Annotated in this window: 12 protein-coding genes; 6 read left to right on the top strand and 6 right to left on the bottom strand. The window is 38.3% G+C overall.

Translation table 11 applies throughout. The features are described 5' to 3' along the window. Positions 1-325: 325 nt before the first annotated feature. The 3 genes from QZ562_RS05750 to QZ562_RS05740 all read left to right on the top strand — a co-directional run bounded on the left by QZ562_RS05750 (position 326) and on the right by QZ562_RS05740 (position 2,417). Entirely contained in the window at positions 326-1,180 is an 855-nt protein-coding gene (locus QZ562_RS05750; RefSeq protein WP_293757924.1) for a MipA/OmpV family protein, read from the top strand. A gap of 23 nt (positions 1,181-1,203) precedes the next feature. Then, positions 1,204-1,485: a hypothetical protein gene (locus QZ562_RS05745; protein WP_293757921.1), complete on the top strand. Its 282-nt coding sequence runs from the start codon at positions 1,204-1,206 to the stop codon at positions 1,483-1,485. Between the two features lie 119 nt (positions 1,486-1,604). Further along, positions 1,605-2,417: an alpha/beta hydrolase gene (locus QZ562_RS05740; RefSeq protein WP_293757918.1), complete on the top strand. Its 813-nt coding sequence runs from the start codon at positions 1,605-1,607 to the stop codon at positions 2,415-2,417. 484 nt (positions 2,418-2,901) lie between these two features. On the opposite strand, the gene QZ562_RS05735 is transcribed toward QZ562_RS05740, so the two are convergent. The 3 genes from QZ562_RS05735 to QZ562_RS05725 all read right to left on the bottom strand — a co-directional run bounded on the left by QZ562_RS05735 (position 2,902) and on the right by QZ562_RS05725 (position 5,750). Next, positions 2,902-4,074, bottom strand: coding sequence for a hydroxymethylglutaryl-CoA reductase (locus QZ562_RS05735; RefSeq protein WP_293757916.1), 1,173 nt, complete (start codon positions 4,072-4,074; stop codon positions 2,902-2,904). Positions 4,075-4,231: 157 nt separating this feature from the next. Continuing rightward, positions 4,232-4,732 carry an RNA methyltransferase gene (locus QZ562_RS05730; protein WP_293757913.1) on the bottom strand — a complete coding sequence of 167 codons (501 nt, stop codon included), beginning with the start codon at positions 4,730-4,732 and terminating at the stop codon, positions 4,232-4,234. A gap of 1 nt (position 4,733) precedes the next feature. Then, on the bottom strand, positions 4,734-5,750 hold the full coding sequence (locus tag QZ562_RS05725) for an aldo/keto reductase (RefSeq protein WP_293757910.1): 1,017 nt from the start codon (positions 5,748-5,750) through the stop codon (positions 4,734-4,736). Positions 5,751-5,903: 153 nt separating this feature from the next. On the opposite strand from QZ562_RS05725, the gene QZ562_RS05720 reads away from it, so the two are divergent. After that, positions 5,904-6,302 (top strand): TerB family tellurite resistance protein, encoded by a 399-nt coding sequence (locus QZ562_RS05720; protein ID WP_293757907.1) that lies wholly within the window; start codon positions 5,904-5,906, stop codon positions 6,300-6,302. 231 nt (positions 6,303-6,533) lie between these two features. Here QZ562_RS05720 and QZ562_RS05715 read toward each other — a convergent pair whose 3' ends face one another. Genes QZ562_RS05715 through QZ562_RS05705 form a run of 3 tightly spaced genes read right to left on the bottom strand, consistent with a single transcriptional unit; the run spans position 6,534 to position 14,110 of the window. Beyond that, positions 6,534-9,623: an efflux RND transporter permease subunit gene (locus tag QZ562_RS05715; RefSeq protein WP_293757904.1), complete on the bottom strand. Its 3,090-nt coding sequence runs from the start codon at positions 9,621-9,623 to the stop codon at positions 6,534-6,536. After that, on the bottom strand, positions 9,616-12,963 hold the full coding sequence (locus QZ562_RS05710) for an efflux RND transporter permease subunit (protein WP_293757901.1): 3,348 nt from the start codon (positions 12,961-12,963) through the stop codon (positions 9,616-9,618). The genes QZ562_RS05715 and QZ562_RS05710 overlap by 8 nt, the downstream gene beginning before the upstream one ends. A 10-nt stretch (positions 12,964-12,973) precedes the next feature. Beyond that, positions 12,974-14,110 carry an efflux RND transporter periplasmic adaptor subunit gene (locus tag QZ562_RS05705; RefSeq protein WP_293757898.1) on the bottom strand — a complete coding sequence of 379 codons (1,137 nt, stop codon included), beginning with the start codon at positions 14,108-14,110 and terminating at the stop codon, positions 12,974-12,976. Positions 14,111-14,731: 621 nt separating this feature from the next. Between QZ562_RS05705 and QZ562_RS21230 the strand changes: the two genes are divergently transcribed. Beyond that, positions 14,732-14,839, top strand: coding sequence for a von Willebrand factor type A domain-containing protein (locus tag QZ562_RS21230; RefSeq protein WP_363315324.1), 108 nt, complete (start codon positions 14,732-14,734; stop codon positions 14,837-14,839). A 1,055-nt stretch (positions 14,840-15,894) separates the two neighbouring features. Next, complete coding sequence (locus QZ562_RS05700) at positions 15,895-16,341, top strand: YaiI/YqxD family protein (protein WP_293757895.1); 447 nt, start codon at positions 15,895-15,897, stop codon at positions 16,339-16,341. Positions 16,342-16,419: the final 78 nt, after the last annotated feature.

Raw genomic sequence — 16,419 nt, 5'->3', positions numbered from 1 at the left:
TACCTCTCCTCTGCACATCACAGTGCGCACATCGCAGAGCGACATAATCCTCTTCGTCGGCAGCGGCAGCAGTGTATAAGAGACAGGAAACAGGGAGTTTCAAATGGAAATACAGCAACAAAAATTATCAGCGCTGTTGGCAAGCAATGTCAGCACGATAGTATCCAGTCAAAATAAAATCAAATCCCCAGTTTCTAAGTGCTTCACCAACATCAATCATCACAGTTATAACAAGCCGCTCGTATGGAATCGCTTCGCTCTCCTCACAGCTGGGCGTTATGCTCCACCACGAAAATAATTCACTCGTTATTAGTCATTATAAGGAATGAAAATCATCAAAAATCTAGAGATTAAATTAATACTTAAAATGTTAAGTATTGTATTTTGTACAAACTCATTCGCAGAGATAAATCACTTACCACTAGTTCCTCTGCCTAGCGTAATAGATTATACCCACGGTAATGGGTGGTCTGGCGGTGTAGGGTTTAAAGCAGAATCGGCGGCGGTATTTCATGGCTCTAATCACTATGAAATATATATCAAGCCAGAAGGAGCGGTACAGTGGAGGAATGGCGACAACATTTTTTTCTGGGAGGGATTTGATCTTAATTATGCCGAGCTTGGGTGGAGAGGCCTTGTTAAAGAAAAATGGCTTTTGGAAGCTGGAGCACGGCACGAAATAGTCATTCCATCTAGTCGTAGTGAGACAGCAGGTATAGATCAATTACCTCATCGAGGCTCTCATATCCTTGGTTTTTTTGAAACTAAGTATTCCATAGGTAATGGATGGAGAAACTGGGTTTCTGGTCGTTTCATGGGTGGTTCTAATAAGTATGGTTGGCAGGCTAAAGTCGAAGCAGGCCACTCTTTTAGTCGCGGGTTAGATAATAATAAAGTAGAGGTAATACTCTTCTCAACTTTTGGAAATAAAGATAATCTGAATAATTACTTTGGAGTTTCTGAATTTGACTCCACTGTATCGGGCTTACAGTCAATTAATCTAGAAGGAGGATATCGTTCTTCTGGATTGAATATAATTTACCGTGAGAGTATGAGTAAAAATATCCAAATAACAGCAAAAGCTGGCATTGAATTGTATAACAGCGAAATTGAAAAAAGTGATCTTGTAGGTGATGCATCTGAAACTAGCGCAGAAGTATCGGTAGTTTGGACGTTTTAGTTAAATCTAACGTAGGAAATAACATGAAATACTTTTTAGTAGGCATCGCCATACTGTCAATCGTAGGCTGTGTGTATACACCAAAAATTGTAACTGTTTATGATGAAGAGTGTGAAGTTGAAGTGAGGCACATGGAGTTAGAGTCAAAACAGATTGCAGCATTAACTGCATGTGAAAATGATAAGTGTGCAGCAAGCATATTAGGCGCTGGTTTGTATAGTATGGGGAGCGCTATTGTCTCTGGCAGTATTGTTGTCACATCTAATGTTGTCTTCTGGTTTGAAAAACAAAATAGGTGTAAATAAGAGCATAACAAGGCATTGCACCGGATTCCGTAAGCTGTCGAGTTTTTTGCAAAGGAATGCAAAAAATCGCGCCAATTTACTCCACCGGTGAATGCGGCGTTAGGTTTTTGGAGAATCAATTGAAATTCGTAGAATCTGGAAATATTGACGGTAGAACCGTTATTTATTTTCACGGAGCGCCTGGCTCACCTGAAGAAATTTCAATCTTTGACGAACACGCCAAAAAGCACAATTTACATGTTATTTGTTATGATCGTTTTTCTATAGACTCATCATTACAGAATGAGGCTTACTATAAATATTTAGCTAGCGTTATTATCGATAAAGCGAATGGAGGGATGGTTGATATAATTGGTTTTTCAATCGGTTGCCATGCAGCCATTGAAACTAGCCTTTACCTAAAAGGCACTGCTCGCGAACTACACCTTATATCTGCCGCAGCACCATTAGACGCTGCTGAGTTTATAAATTCCATGGCAGGGAAGATGGTATTTTCTATGGCAATGAAATATCCAACTATTTTCACTCTTTTATCGTATTGGCAAACTATTTTAGCCAAAATAGCTCCCAACGTTTTATTCAAAATGTTATTTGCTAGTGCTATGGGGGAAGATAAAATTTTGTCAAAAACGGCTGACTTTAAAGGATTTATTAACCCAATTTTAATACATTGCTTTAAGAGCAACGTTAAAGGTTATATCAGAGAAATAAAACAATATGTTACACCATGGGGGAACTCAATTGTCAAATGCAGTGCTAACACTCACATTTGGCATGGTACCAGTGACAATTGGTCTCCTGTAGGTATGGCTCGGTACTTAAAAGAGACTATAACCACTTCCACACACTTAGAGCTAATAACTGGTTTATCTCATTACACATGTTTGTATGCAGCAGTACCCAAAATATGCTCTCAACTAGAAAAAACATAACAAGGGTTTTCAAGTCGGACAAATTACAGTTGGCTGTTTCACTCGGTTCACAATTTTAGCCAACAATTTTTTGCCGCTTAACTTAGCGTTAATGTCCGCTATAGAGCATATTCCTATTAGAAAGCAAATATCCTCAATGACGGCAATACGCCCATTGGAGTCAGTCATATTTGATTAACCGTATAAGAGTTTACTCACAAAATAGTCTAACATTTAGAATTTCTTTAAGACCGCTAAGCGCTCATTTTGCCTGTTTCTTGTGAACCGAGATAATAATTTAGTCGCTTAAATTGGTTTGGCTTATGTAGATCCCAATGACGGAAAAAATCAGCCTTGCAACAGAGGATTAAATCAATAAAAAAAGGATCTAAACATTAGATCCTTTTTTGTATCAGCCCAGACCATTGGCGAGCTTTTTATTTAAGTTTTTATTAAAATTTTTTATTTAAATTCTATATCTGAGTTGCTAATCAGAGCTAAGAAATTATCTATTTCTGCCCATCTGATCATGACTGCTGACCCAATGGCCTGCGATAACAGCACAACCTAATGAAATATCACCAGCAAGTACTGTTGCAGCAACAATTTCTGCAAACTTTTCTGCTTTACCTTTACCCACACAACCTAACATTTGTAGACATTCGTTTTGTGTCGGTAGGCCTGTGCCGCCGCCAAACGTCGCTACAATAAGTGATGGCAATGTAACCGACATGTATAGGTCACCGTTATCTAATAATTCATGTGACAACATACCTGCGTGAGATTCAACAACGTTTGCTTCATCTTGTCCTGTAGCAATATATAAGGATGCTATACCATTGGCAGAGTGTGGCCCATTGTATGCGGCTCCAGCCATTTGTGCGCCGGTGTTAGCTAACACGGATGCACCAGCAAGCATTTTGGTATCAACTTTCATGACGCGGGCTAGTACATCTTTTTTAAGCACTATTTCAGCAATTACTCGCTTGCCTCTTGAGTGCAACATATTAAGGTGAGAGTGCTTTTTGTCTGTATCCATATTTCCAGATAACATATACATACAAGGGATAGGAGAATTGGCTTTGATCCATTCACAGGCGACTAATGTTGCCTTACCAACCATGTTTTGACCTGCAGCATCACCTGTAGTGTAGTTAAAGCGTAAGTATTTAGTTTTAGACACAGACCATTGTTGGATATGTTCGAGCTTACCTATACTAGTAGTGGTTTCTGAGACTGCTTTAATATTATCAAAATTTTCTTCTATCCAATGACCAAAATCTCTAGCTTCGCGTGCATCTTTAAAGATAAATGCGGGAGCTCGTTGCATAAAACCTTCAACAACCGTAGTTTTAACGCCACCACATTCATTGATTACGCGCATTCCACGACTATAACTAGCGACCAATGTGCCTTCGGTAGTGGCAAGAGGAACATAGAATTCACCTTTAGCATGCTCACCGTTGACTAATACTGGACCTGCAACGCCAACTGGCATCTGCACTATTCCAATAAAATTTTCGATATTTCCTGGTAATACTGCTGGGTCGATACTAAATTGCCCCGTATGGACTAGCTCAGCACCTGTTTTTTGTTTGATAAATTGTCTACGAACTTCGGCCATTTCAAGAGTATGGTCGTTTTCCGAATTGCGTGGGATGCGGTTATCATCACTCATAAGATATTCCTTCTATTTTTTACTAGTGTGACTAAAATACGGTATGTATGGATTAGTTGAGCTTTAATATACACAGGGTAGGCAGTAGAAGACAAAGGAAATGTTTTTTAATCAAAAAAAAGATCACAATTGATTCACTTTGAGACTAATTATTTTACTATCCTAATTTTGTGCGGTTGTTTGTATCGCGACTATTTATAATTATTTGATCATCATTAGGCATTTTTGTCACTTTTGCTAAGCGGTCGTAAAGTAACACATTGACTGTTGCCGCCAAGTTCATACAACCAATAGTGGGAATATAAACAACGTAGTCACATTGGTCTATGACATCTTGTTCGATTGTTCCGTCTTCTGGACCAAAGATATACAAGGCTTTTTCTGGGTGCTTAAAAAGTGGTAATGGTGTCGCACCTTCCACCAGTTCTATCGCTACTTTAGTAAGATGTTTATCATTTATAATGTCAATGATTGAGCTTACATGAGAAACCGCTATGTTGAGATGAGCATTTTTAGTATCAGTACTGAATGCTTTTGCCCTTGCATAACGTGAGCCTGTATAACGAATACTTTGTGCTTGATAACAACCAGCAGCTCGAAGAATACTCCCCATATTTTGCGGGCTTTTAGGGTTAATAATAGCTAAATGTGTTGTCAATTTACTGTCCTAAAACATTATCAATGTTAATGAGTTCTTGCTCAGAAAATTCTAAATTATCTAAAGCTGCCACGCAGTCTTCAATTTGACTGACTTTACTGGCCCCTATAATAGTGCTGGTCACAGCTTGATTATTAAGTACCCAAGCTACTGCCATTTGTGCAAGGGATTGCCCTCTTTGTAGAGCTAGATCATTAAGTTGAATGACTTTAGCTACTTTTTCTTGACTGATATTAGCTTTGTTTAAATAAATTTGATCGCTGCGTGATGCGCGTGAATCCTCAGGAATACCTTTGATATATTTATTAGTTAAAAAACCTTGTGCCAATGGAGAAAAAACAATCGAGCCAACACCTTCGTCTAGCAAAACGTCTGTTAATCCGTCTTCTATCCATCTATCAAACATGTTGTAACTAGGCTGGTGAATAAGTAGCGGTGTACCTAAATCTTCTAATATCCGGATAGCTTGCTTTGTATGGACTGGCGAATAGCTGGATATTCCCGCATACAAAGCGCGACCTGAACGAACAATATAATCTAACGCTTGCATAGTTTCTTCAAGGGGAGTCTCAGGATCATAACAATGCGAATAAAAGACATCAAAATAATCTAGGCCCGTGCGTCGTAAACTTTGATCGCAACTAGCGATGAGATATTTCCTTGAACCTCCAATACCGTAAGGTCCAGCCCACATATCGTATCCCGCCTTATTGGATATCAGCATTTCATCCCTATAAGGCTTAAAACTTTTTGTCATAACCTGACCAAATGTTGTCTCGGCAGAACCAAAAGGGGGACCATAATTATTGGCTAAATCGAAATGATTGATACCTAAATCAAAAGCACGATGCAACATGTTTTTAGCATTTTGATGGGAGTCAACGGCACCAAAGTTTTGCCATAAGCCTAGTGATAAGGCGGGTAATCTAAGGCCGCTCTTACCACATCTACGATAGGACATGTTTTTATATCTATCATTTGCGGCTAAATATTGTGGATTAGGATCGTTTTTTATCATTTTGAGTTCAACTAATAGTTACGCAGATTAAAAATTTGCGTTAGCCTAAACTAACTCAGACTAATTCTCAATTTACGTTGTACATATTAGTTCAACGCGGAAGGTGAATGTGAATCCCAGATGGTGAAACGTTCTATTTTAAAGGTGTGACAGATGAAATTTGATTCGCTTATACAATCGATAGATATGGGGCATTGCCAAGATCAACAGCAACGTGAGGCGTTGTTTGATTTAGTACTTTTCTTGATCGCTGCCGATGGTGTGATCACTGAAAAAGAATCCGAATTTATACGTAACTGGCTGAGTACTATTGAGTGGAGTGCTAGCGTCACTAAAGAGGAATATTACTCCAGTGCGCTGCTCAAATGTTATGCAGCGATTAAAACTAAAACAGCAGACGATTATTTAACTCATCGAGCCAAGTTGCTAATCGACAGTGATATAAAGCAGCAAGCGATGAAATTAGTCAGAGAAGTTGCTGTCGCAGATGGTGAACTAGATGAAGTTGAACAACAGGTGATTAATCTGTTGTCTGAAGTGTTAGAAAAATAAATATTACTGAGGTGATGATGAAGTGATTTTGACGGAAGCTCTGTTTTTAAGGTTTGTTCTTTTTTCTTGGAAAAGCTTTTAACCAGAACCCTATCTCAAATATAAAGCCAATGAGCAAAAATCCAATCAGACTTGCAAAGTTGCCAATGCTATAAAAGAAAATTGCTGCGATGGCTAGAAATGGTGAAACAATCCACCTGCTTAAATGATTCATTATGTTCTGAGCCTTCCTCAAACGTTTATGACTCGGTTGACCATATCTTTACTATTAGTGATCATATTGATGGTTTTTGCTCTGAGTTTGAGCAATAACAAATAAGTCAGTGGTACTAATACCAGACTGGTTAATGTAGAAAATATCAAACCACCAATAATCGAAATTGCCATCGGGGAGTAGGGTGGCCCATCACCGCCAATTTGAGTGCTACCTATTGCCAATGGCACCAAACCTAGTACGGTTGTGGCTACCGTCATCAGTATTGGTTTCACGCGAGTTAAACACGCCTCAATGATGGCTTGTTGCACTGAGTATCCAATATTTATTAGCTGATTTATCCTATCTACTAGGACAATACCGTTGTTCACTACTATTCCCATGAGTATTAACATACCGATCATACTCATGATGGACATATCTAAACCTGTTGCAAACAAAGCCCAGAAGACCCCTGTCATTGAAAATAATAATGAAGTAATAACAGCAGTTGGTAATAATAATGATTCAAACAAAGCCGCCATTACAATATAAATCATAATTAACGCGAGCAACATATTAGTTTGCATCGCATCTTCGTTTTGATTTTGGCGTTTAATACTTCCATCAAATGTCCAATCGTAACCTGTAGGTAATTTGATGTGTTGCATGACTCCCTCAATACTTTTTTGAGCATCTTCTAGAGTAAAGCCATCTTGTAAATTGCCGCGAATGGTAGTTGAAGTTTGCCGATAGCTACGGTTAATTTCTGAAAGCCTTGGTTTAACGGTTAATTTAGCAATCATATCTAATGTGATATTTTGTCCCGATATTCGAGTGATAGTTAAGTTTTTTAAGGCATCAACTGAATTTTGCAGCTCTTTGTCATACATTAATCGAATGCCCACCTCACCGCTGTCCCCGTAGCGAAACGTGCGAAGATTAGTACCGCGCAGCGCAGTCGATACGACACGAGAAATATCAGTGCTGTTGAGCCCAAAGCGAAATGCTTTTTGACTATTTATGACAATTTGTAATTCCTGTTTTTGCCAACTAGTATCAGTTTTGACTTCGGATAGCCCTTCTACATTACCCAAAATAGGAACGATTTGTTCAGCGATTTGTCCGAGTCTTTCGGATGACTCTCCTACGATGGTCATTTGAATACCGCCGCCATTACCTTCTTCCCATTGGAACGAGGGTTTTGCTCTAACAAACGTGGGTAAATTTTCCGTGATCAGTTTTTTAATTTCTGATTGCGACATAGGTATATCATCTATTAGGGTAATACCTGACACAGCAAACCCAGCTGTGTAATAAGTATAAACTTGTTTAATATGAAATTCCTGTTGATTGGTATACAAGTATGCTTCCATTTTGGTAACCGTTTTTTCAACTTCTTCCAAACTGAAACTACCCTGTATGTCATAGTTCATCCAAATTTGGCTTTGATTATCGTTGTTATCATCATCACTGGTGACATGCTGCATTGGCAGTGCTGTACTACCAAGAATCAAAATAGCAATTAAGCTAGTTTTACCTTGGTTGTTAAGGGTCCAGATCAAAAGATGTTTATACCATGTCGCTATTTTTGTGCTTCGTTTGGGGTGTTTACTCTTAGTTTTCTTGTCTACCTTAGGATTGATTTTAGTGGAAAGTAGTGGGATAAGGGTCTGAGATATCAATAACGAAGCAAATAATGAGATACATATTGCAATGGCAACATGTTCTAAAAAAACAGTGATGTTGACCTTAGCACCAACAATATTAGGTAAAAAAACGATAGCGGTGGTGATTGTTCCAGCAATAACGGCCAAGCTTACTTTGCCCACCCCTGCTTTTGTGGCCGCAACAACATCAGGGTTTTTCTCCCTCTCCTGGGAAATACTTTCAGTTACCACCACCGCATTATCTACTAACATACCGACTGCTAACATTAGGCCCATCATAGATAAAATATTGATGGTATAACCCATCATGTACATGCAACCTAAAGTAATACAAATGCTAAAAGGTACAGATAACACCACTAATAAAGTACTGCTCACATTACGAAGAAAAGCGTAAAGGACAATTAACGATAATAACGCACCAATCATACCAGCACTGAGTAGGTCAGATAATGACTCTGTCACACTTTCTGCTTCGTTTTGCATAATATATAAGTGAATGCCGTCAAATGCAGGGTTTAAACTAGCGTCATCAATGACGTTTAACACGTTACTGGCCACTTCGACCATATTACTGGTTGACTCGCGATAAATGTTAAACCCTACTGCGTAGGATTTATCTAAATGACGACCTTCAATACGTTTAGGTTTCTCGTATTTTACCAAAGCAATATCGCTAAGTCGTACACCTTTCTTAATCATTAAGTCGCGGATTTCTTGTAAGCTTGTAAACTCGCCTTGAGGATTAACGGTGATTTTTTGCTGAATATCTGAATCAATAAAACTGCCAGCAGTAAGGGAAAAGTTGGCATTACTTAAAGCGCTGGACAATTCATTGGTATCAACTTGCAGTGCTGCCATCAGCTGTTGATCTAAACGAATAGATATTTGTTTTTTTGTGACGCCATAAAGTTCAACTTTAGATACACCCGCTACTCTTTCGATTGGGCGTTTTAAGTTTCGCTCAAGTAAATCATAGGCACTAGATAAGTCGCGTTTACTGGATACACGCAAAGAAAAAATCGGCATATCATTAGTATTAAATTGGTAAACCAATACACGCTCAACATCATCGGGTAAATCTGCCCGTATGGCATCAATTTTCTCTCTGGCTTCAATGCCCTTAGCTTTAAGGTTTTCATCCCATGCAAATTGTAATTGAACTTCAGAACCGTCCTCAGATGATCGAGAACGTAAACGTTTGATACCAGACATAGTGGCCAAAGCTTCTTCTACCGGCCTAGTGATCATTTTTTCCACCTCAACTGGCGTCGCGTCATTATATGGAATACGAATAGCGATTTCGGGGATGTCGATGCTGGGAAATTTCTCCAGTGGTAAAAGTTGACTAGATATAATCCCAAATACCAACATAGATAAAAATAACATACCAATGGTCACAGGGCGTCGTATGGCAAAATCGGCTAATGCGGAAGCAGCACTTTCGAACTTATCCATAAATTGATCCCCCTTTAGTAGGGTTTGTTGGCAATATGTCTGATTGTGTTTCAAACTTTTTGCGATCAAATAGGCTGTATATTACAGGTATAAAAAACAAGGTAAGTAGGGTTGCGAATAATAAACCATATATCACAGTAACAGCCATCGGTGTGCGGATTTCAGCCCCATCTCCTAAACCGATAGCCATAGGTAATAAACCTAATGAGGTAGTCAAAGTAGTCATTAAAATGGGTCTTAATCGACTTTGTGCTGCTTCAATGATCGCGGTTGTTTTTTCTAATCCCGATGCACGCAGTTGGTTAATTCGGTCTATCAACACTATGGCATTATTGACCACAATGCCTGCTAACATAATTAGCCCAATAAACACCACAACACTAATACTGGTGCCAGAAAAGTACAGTCCATAAATAGAGCCAGCACAAGCCAAAGGCACCGTAAATAAAATCAACAATGGGTGCAATAAGGACTCAAATTGTGAGGCCATGACCAGATACACTAGAAATATCGCCAAAGCTAAAGCAAACTGTAAAGATTGAAAACTATTTTCCATTTCTTCACTCTGGCCAGCTACTTTAGCCTGCATGTTTGAAGGCAATTTTACACTATCAATATGTTGCTGCACGGCTAATACTGCTTCATTTAAATCGCCATAATTTAAATTAGCTGATATCACTGCGACTCGCTCTTGGCCTATACGTGTGATTTCACTGGGACCAATTGACATGATAATGTCTGCTACTGCTGTTAAAGGAATAGATGGGTTTGCACCGGGATTAACAATCATTTGGCCAATATCAGTAATAGAATCCCGTTGTTTTTCAATAGCTCTAACTAAGATATCAACTTTACGGTCTTCAATACTGAATTTAGTTGCGACTTCGCCTCCAATTTTTGCAGAAATAAGTTTAGATACATCAGGTGCATTGATACCAAGCTGAGCAAGTTTGCTATGATCAAATTTAATTTTGAGCTCCGGATTACCGGATTGTAAAGAGGATCCAACATCGGAAAAGCGATTGTCAGCTTGCATTATAGTTTCTATTTTTTGACTGTACTTAAACAAGTTTTCAAGATCATAACCCACGATTTGCACTGCCAAAGGTGTCGCAAAAGTAAACAATGCGGGTTTACCAAACTTACTTTGAACTCCTGCTTGTTTTGATAAGTATCCACGCATTTTATCAATCGCGATTTGATGTGTGTGAGCTGAGCTATCATTTTGCATCACAACATTTAGCTTACCCCAATATTCACCACCTTGACTGGCTGATACATTCATTAAGCTTCCGGTACCTGCTAAGGCATAGGTTCGTTTTACACCATCTAGCTCGGCGGTAAAGTTGGCTAAGTCAGCAATCACTCGATCGGTGTTTTCTAATTGAGATCCTGTCGGTAAGTTGATTTCGACATAAAATTCACCTTGAGACATATCAGGGATCAATTCCATGCCTAACTTGGGCAATAACAACACTGATGCTAAGGACACGGCTATTACACCGGTTAAAATTAACAAACGAAGACGCAACGCTTGTTGAAGTGTATGTAAGTAGATTTTTTCGATTTGGACAAAAAACTTGTCAAATATCCATAATAGTGGGTGAAATAAAGCACTCAATATCTTACCTAATAGCCTGAATAACAAAATGATAAAGGACGTAATAACAAAAGGGATAAAATGGAAAACTAATTGAATTAACCCGTAAAGAGGAAGTGACAAATAATGAAATAACCAGCCTATTTTGGTAGTTGGAATGGTTTTTTTCAGGCTTTCACCTAAATCTATGGCTTGTCTACTGGCAGACGTTTCAGTAGATTTCTCTCTTGCTGCCAACATAGGTATTAGCGTCAGTGCCACAACTAAAGAGGCAGCTAAGGCAAAGGTAACCGTTAATGCTTGGTCGCTAAATAATTGACCGGCTATGCCTTCAACAAAGACCAATGGAAAAAATACAGCCATGGTTGTTAATGTTGATGCGATGATGGCCATAGAAACTTCTTTGGTGCCTATAACTGCGGCCTGTTTGAAGTCCTTAGTCTTAATTTTATGCCGAGCAATATTCTCTAACACCACTATGCTGTTATCAACTAATAGACCGATAGCTAACGCAATACCCCCTAAACTCATAATATTCAAACTTATGTTATTGCTATACATAAGATTAAAAGTGGCAATAATTGAGACAGGAATAGAAATAGAAATAATTAATGTTGACCAAATGTTTTTCAGGAACAGATACAACACCAACATTGCAAGCAAGCCCCCTATAACGGCTGCGGTTTTTACCTCATCAATAGCACTGGCGATAAACTTAGATTGATCATATACCAACTGCAATTGATATTGGCTCGGTATTTCATCTTGCAACTGGGCGATTCTAAATTTTATGTTTTTAGCCACTTGAACCGTGTTTGCATCGCCTTCCTTGTAAATAGCTATTTCTACGCCTGAAAATCCATTAAAGCGGTTCATACTCGTTGGCTCTTTGTGTGCATCCTGCACGATGGCAATATCACCTAAACGAATGTTTCTGCCTTCTCGGTTAGCAATAAACAAGTTGCGTATATCGTCTAAGGTTTGAAATTGATTTAAGGTGCGTACTAAATACTCTTGTGAGCCATCTTTTACTCGGCCACCAGATGAATTAACGTTTTCATCTTTTAGTCGTTTAATGATCTGACTGAGAGGGATGTTCAACTGACTACTTTTTTGCTGGTCAACAAGAACCTGAATTTCATTTTCTAAACCACCACTGACTTTCACTGATGCCACACCAACTACAGATTCTAGTTGCCGCTTTATTTGCTCTTCGCCATAGATACGCAGCGCTTTGATACCTTGGTCGGTTAAGCCTAACTGTTGACTACCTTTTGTTGAAGCTGGATCGTTTGTTGCGATGACTTTTGCACCCCCTAGACCAAAGCGCATAACCGGATCTAAGCTAGGATTAAAGCGCAGTAATAAAGGTTTTTTGATATCCAAGGGTAATTGCAGTGTGTCAAGCTTTTCACGTACTTCAAGACTAGCTAAATCCATATCTGTGCCCCAATCAAATTCGAGTAGTACATCAGATTGTCCGGTTTTGGAGTTTGAAGTAACAGTTCGCACCCCTTTAACCACCCCGATAGTTTCTTCAATGGGTTTGGATACTAGTTGTTCGATTTCGTTAGGCGCTGCGCCAATATAGTCTGTGCGGATAGTCAAGGTAGGGTAGGACAGTTCCGGTAACAAGTTTATCGCCAAACGAGATAATGAAACCATACCAAATAAAATAATCGCAAAAGTAAACATCCATATCGTGACTGGCCGTTTGACTGCAATATCAACAATGTTCATAACAGGCCCCTTATCCTTTACCTGTCTGATTAGACATTTCCTGAGCTAATTCTAACGGTTTGTTTAGTCTTACGTCATCATTAACAATTTCGACAGGGGCTTGGTCTCTTAGGTTCTGATGCCCAGTGATAACGACTTGTTCTGAACCTGTTAAGCCAGATAATATCTCTATCACCTCACCTTCTTGGTAGCCTACAGTGACGGCTTTTTTATTGGCAATACCGTTTTTGACAACAAATACATTGATATTATCGTCGATAGACAGAAGAGCTTTACGAGGAAGAAGCACTGCGTTTTGTTTGGTGTCATAATTTAATTTAACCTGAGCGAACATGCCTGACTTGAGTAAGTTATCAGGATTAGGTACACGTAATGTGACTTTAAAAGTACCCGTTTTTGAATCGATGACTGGGCTGATACGTTCAACAAACGCAATGATATCAGCACCGTCAAATGCAGTTAAATTTAAAGAGGCCTGTTGCCCTTTATGCACTCTAGAAAGTTCTTTTTCAGGTAAATAGACAATTCCGTATAGTTCTTTTTGTTGAACGATATGGAACATTCTTTCACGTTGAAAAGACTCACTCAGATTACCTACCTTAGCATTTCGTACAGCGATATAGCCTGATATTGGTGCTGTTATTGTGGCTTCTTTTAAATCTAATTCGGCAAGGGATCGGGTTGCTTTAGCGGATTCATATTGAGCTGTTAATTTGTCATAAGTATTGTCACTAACTAACTTTTTATTATATACCTTATTAATTTTTTGTAATTCTTTTTCAATGCCGACTAAATCTGCTTTTGCTCGGTCTAGGTTTAAGTGATAACGACGGGGTTCTATTTGTGCCAATATGTGCCCTTTTTCAACATAATCACCTTCTTCAACATAGATATGTTCGATGATCCCAGATGCTCTTGGCACCACGAACGCTTCTTCTTTTGCCTCTAGCACCGCTGTAGTTGAATAGTTTGAAGATATATGTCCGATCGATAATGTCGAAACTTCTACGGGAACCGATACAACCAACATTTCTTTAGTGTCTAAGGCTTCAGCATCTCCACAACTACTTAAAAGGCTAACTGACAGCAGCATAGGTAATATTAAAAGTAATCTGCGGCCAACTTTTTTATTCATTATCGATTTCATTTTAGGTTCCGTAAAAACAAGTAAATATGTGTATCTGCTCACAGTTAGCATCGACTGTGATTAGCATCGACTATGCCAACTAAAAAATAGTGTTATAAAACAAGTGGATAGCAAGATTCTTACAATGAAGCGTATGTGTTAATTTGTAACCATTAGTGATATTCACCAATTGTTGGTTTAAATGATTAATTTCATAACCCTTTAAATAATTAACCCTTTTGATTATCTGATCCGTTGGCAAGGAAAACCCAACGGCTTTAAATTTTTCAACAAAAGAATGTTTTGATGAAAAGTACTAATTTTTTAATCTTCTAAGTTTAAATAACAATAAAATTTCCGATTCTAAGTTATCTGATCAATATTGCACCGTTAACACTTGCATTAGCCTGCGGCTCTGACACAAAAGAAAAAACTTAAAAGCAGTAGATAAGTCTTAAAAAATCAACACCAGTGGTGCTATCTAATCGACTAATTCAAGACAAGTCGATGTTACAGTTGATGGCTGATGTCAATACACTGACCATGGGATCTCAACATTCATAGTTTCATCGTTTTAGGCACGTTAAGCTCCGTATTGTGAATAAAAAATATCAGCATCAACACTAAAACGTTATTAAGTCGTTGATACAGTCACCCACATTAACTTTCTCAATTGATGTTGACACCGCGATTTATACTTATATTTGTTGCATGCTCAATCAGGGCATACTGCCACCTAAAGATGCATGAAGAACAAAGTAGTTAAACGATTATTTTTATTATGATTATCCTCAAAAAAGTAAAAGTAAAAGTAAAAGTAAATATGAAGTCCCTTTTAAAATTAACACCGCTATTGACACTTCACCATGGTCAGGAAAACGGCTTACTATGCGATTTTTTTAAAAGGATTCACCCCAGATATTAAAAGATCACAGCTTGAAATCTGATGTGGTGTTGGAGTCAACTAAATGTGTCAACAAATCCAATATTGTGCAGGTAATGACAACCTCTCACAGCTGGGGGCTCAACTAATGGACAGGCAGGTATTGAGCTTAACTTTAATATGGCAAAATAAGCATCTATAAAAGAGTGGGGAGTTAACCGTGATATCTTAGTCTCGGACGGAGATTTTAATCAATCATCAGAATACGTTAGGTTTACCGCTAGTGATGTGGGTTTTGCCCGTTTATTAAAACAGAGTCATTATTGGCAAGATATCAGTGACCAACATTATTCACTCTAATAAAACGGTTCTAGGTATTGTCGGTATTGGTATATTAGACAAAGCGGTTACGGAAGCTGAAAATAATAGTAGACTTGGTATAATATCAAACAAATAAATAAATTAAAAATACAGCAGTCGCTAAAATATTTTTTCATTATATAAATCAGTCACTTTTATTAATAATCTTAAGGTAATGTAAGATATAGAGTTGATTGGATTAACAAATAACAGAATGTCAGTCATCAAAATGTCTAAACACTTTAAAGAGTAGAAGCCGTTGATTTTTGCAGATGATTTCATAAGAACATCACCTATGTCATTATCTAATAGCCTAAATTAATACCGCTAGTAAAACGAAAACTCGCTACAAAAATTTGTGAATGCTAGAAAATAAGTGCCTCAGACGTCAGAATGTAAAACATTTAGTTAGAAATTTTGAGTCAGTACAGAAATGCTCTTCCAGAATTTGAAATAGCTAAAACATACATTAGCTTATCAACAGAACAGCAGATGCAAGAATGATATCATTGGATGATGTCGCAGTTTCATAAATTAATGATTAAAAAAAGAGAGTGTTACAGTGAAGATTTGGGTAGATGCTGACGCATGTCCGGTAGTAATAAAAGATATTTTGTTTCGCGCTGCAGAGCGTAAAAAAGTTGAAACTATATTTGTGGCCAATCAATATATTCGTACACCTGGGTCTAAGTTTATTCGCTCTATGCAAGTGAGTGCTGGATTTGATGTGGCTGACGATGAAATAGTGCGACAAATTGAACCAAACGATTTAGTGATCACCAGTGATATTCCTTTAGCCGCAGAAGTGATTGAAAAGGGTGGTCAAGTATTAAGTTCAAGAGGAGAGTTGTTCACTACTGAAAATATTCGCTCTAGACTCAACATTCGTGACTTCATGGACACAATGCGTGCCAGCGGTGAGCAGTCAGGCGGACCACCGCCGTTAAACCAAAGTGATAGGCAGAACTTTGCTAATCATCTGGATAGAATACTTACTGCGAATATATAGAACCTGTGGTGGTGAAAGTGCAAGTAGTTAAACCTGCACTTTCAATATTCTAATGACCGATGCTAAACAAAAAAACAA

This window comes from uncultured Paraglaciecola sp. (assembly GCF_913058035.1).
Lineage (GTDB): Bacteria > Pseudomonadota > Gammaproteobacteria > Enterobacterales > Alteromonadaceae > Paraglaciecola.
This window is presented reverse-complemented; position numbering and strand designations above follow the sequence as displayed.

Bases quoted from the DNA above. Each gene is read 5' to 3' on its own strand.
- QZ562_RS05720 (WP_293757907.1), top strand. From the start codon at position 5,904: ATGAAATTTGATTCGCTTATACAATCGATAGATATGGGGCATTGCCAA.
- QZ562_RS05725 (WP_293757910.1), bottom strand. From the start codon at position 5,750: ATGATAAAAAACGATCCTAATCCACAATATTTAGCCGCAAATGATAGA.
- QZ562_RS05745 (WP_293757921.1), top strand. From the start codon at position 1,204: ATGAAATACTTTTTAGTAGGCATCGCCATACTGTCAATCGTAGGCTGT.
- QZ562_RS05715 (WP_293757904.1), bottom strand. From the start codon at position 9,623: ATGGATAAGTTCGAAAGTGCTGCTTCCGCATTAGCCGATTTTGCCATA.
- QZ562_RS05705 (WP_293757898.1), bottom strand. From the start codon at position 14,110: ATGAAATCGATAATGAATAAAAAAGTTGGCCGCAGATTACTTTTAATA.
- QZ562_RS05735 (WP_293757916.1), bottom strand. From the start codon at position 4,074: ATGAGTGATGATAACCGCATCCCACGCAATTCGGAAAACGACCATACT.
- QZ562_RS05710 (WP_293757901.1), bottom strand. From the start codon at position 12,963: ATGAACATTGTTGATATTGCAGTCAAACGGCCAGTCACGATATGGATG.
- QZ562_RS05750 (WP_293757924.1), top strand. From the start codon at position 326: ATGAAAATCATCAAAAATCTAGAGATTAAATTAATACTTAAAATGTTA.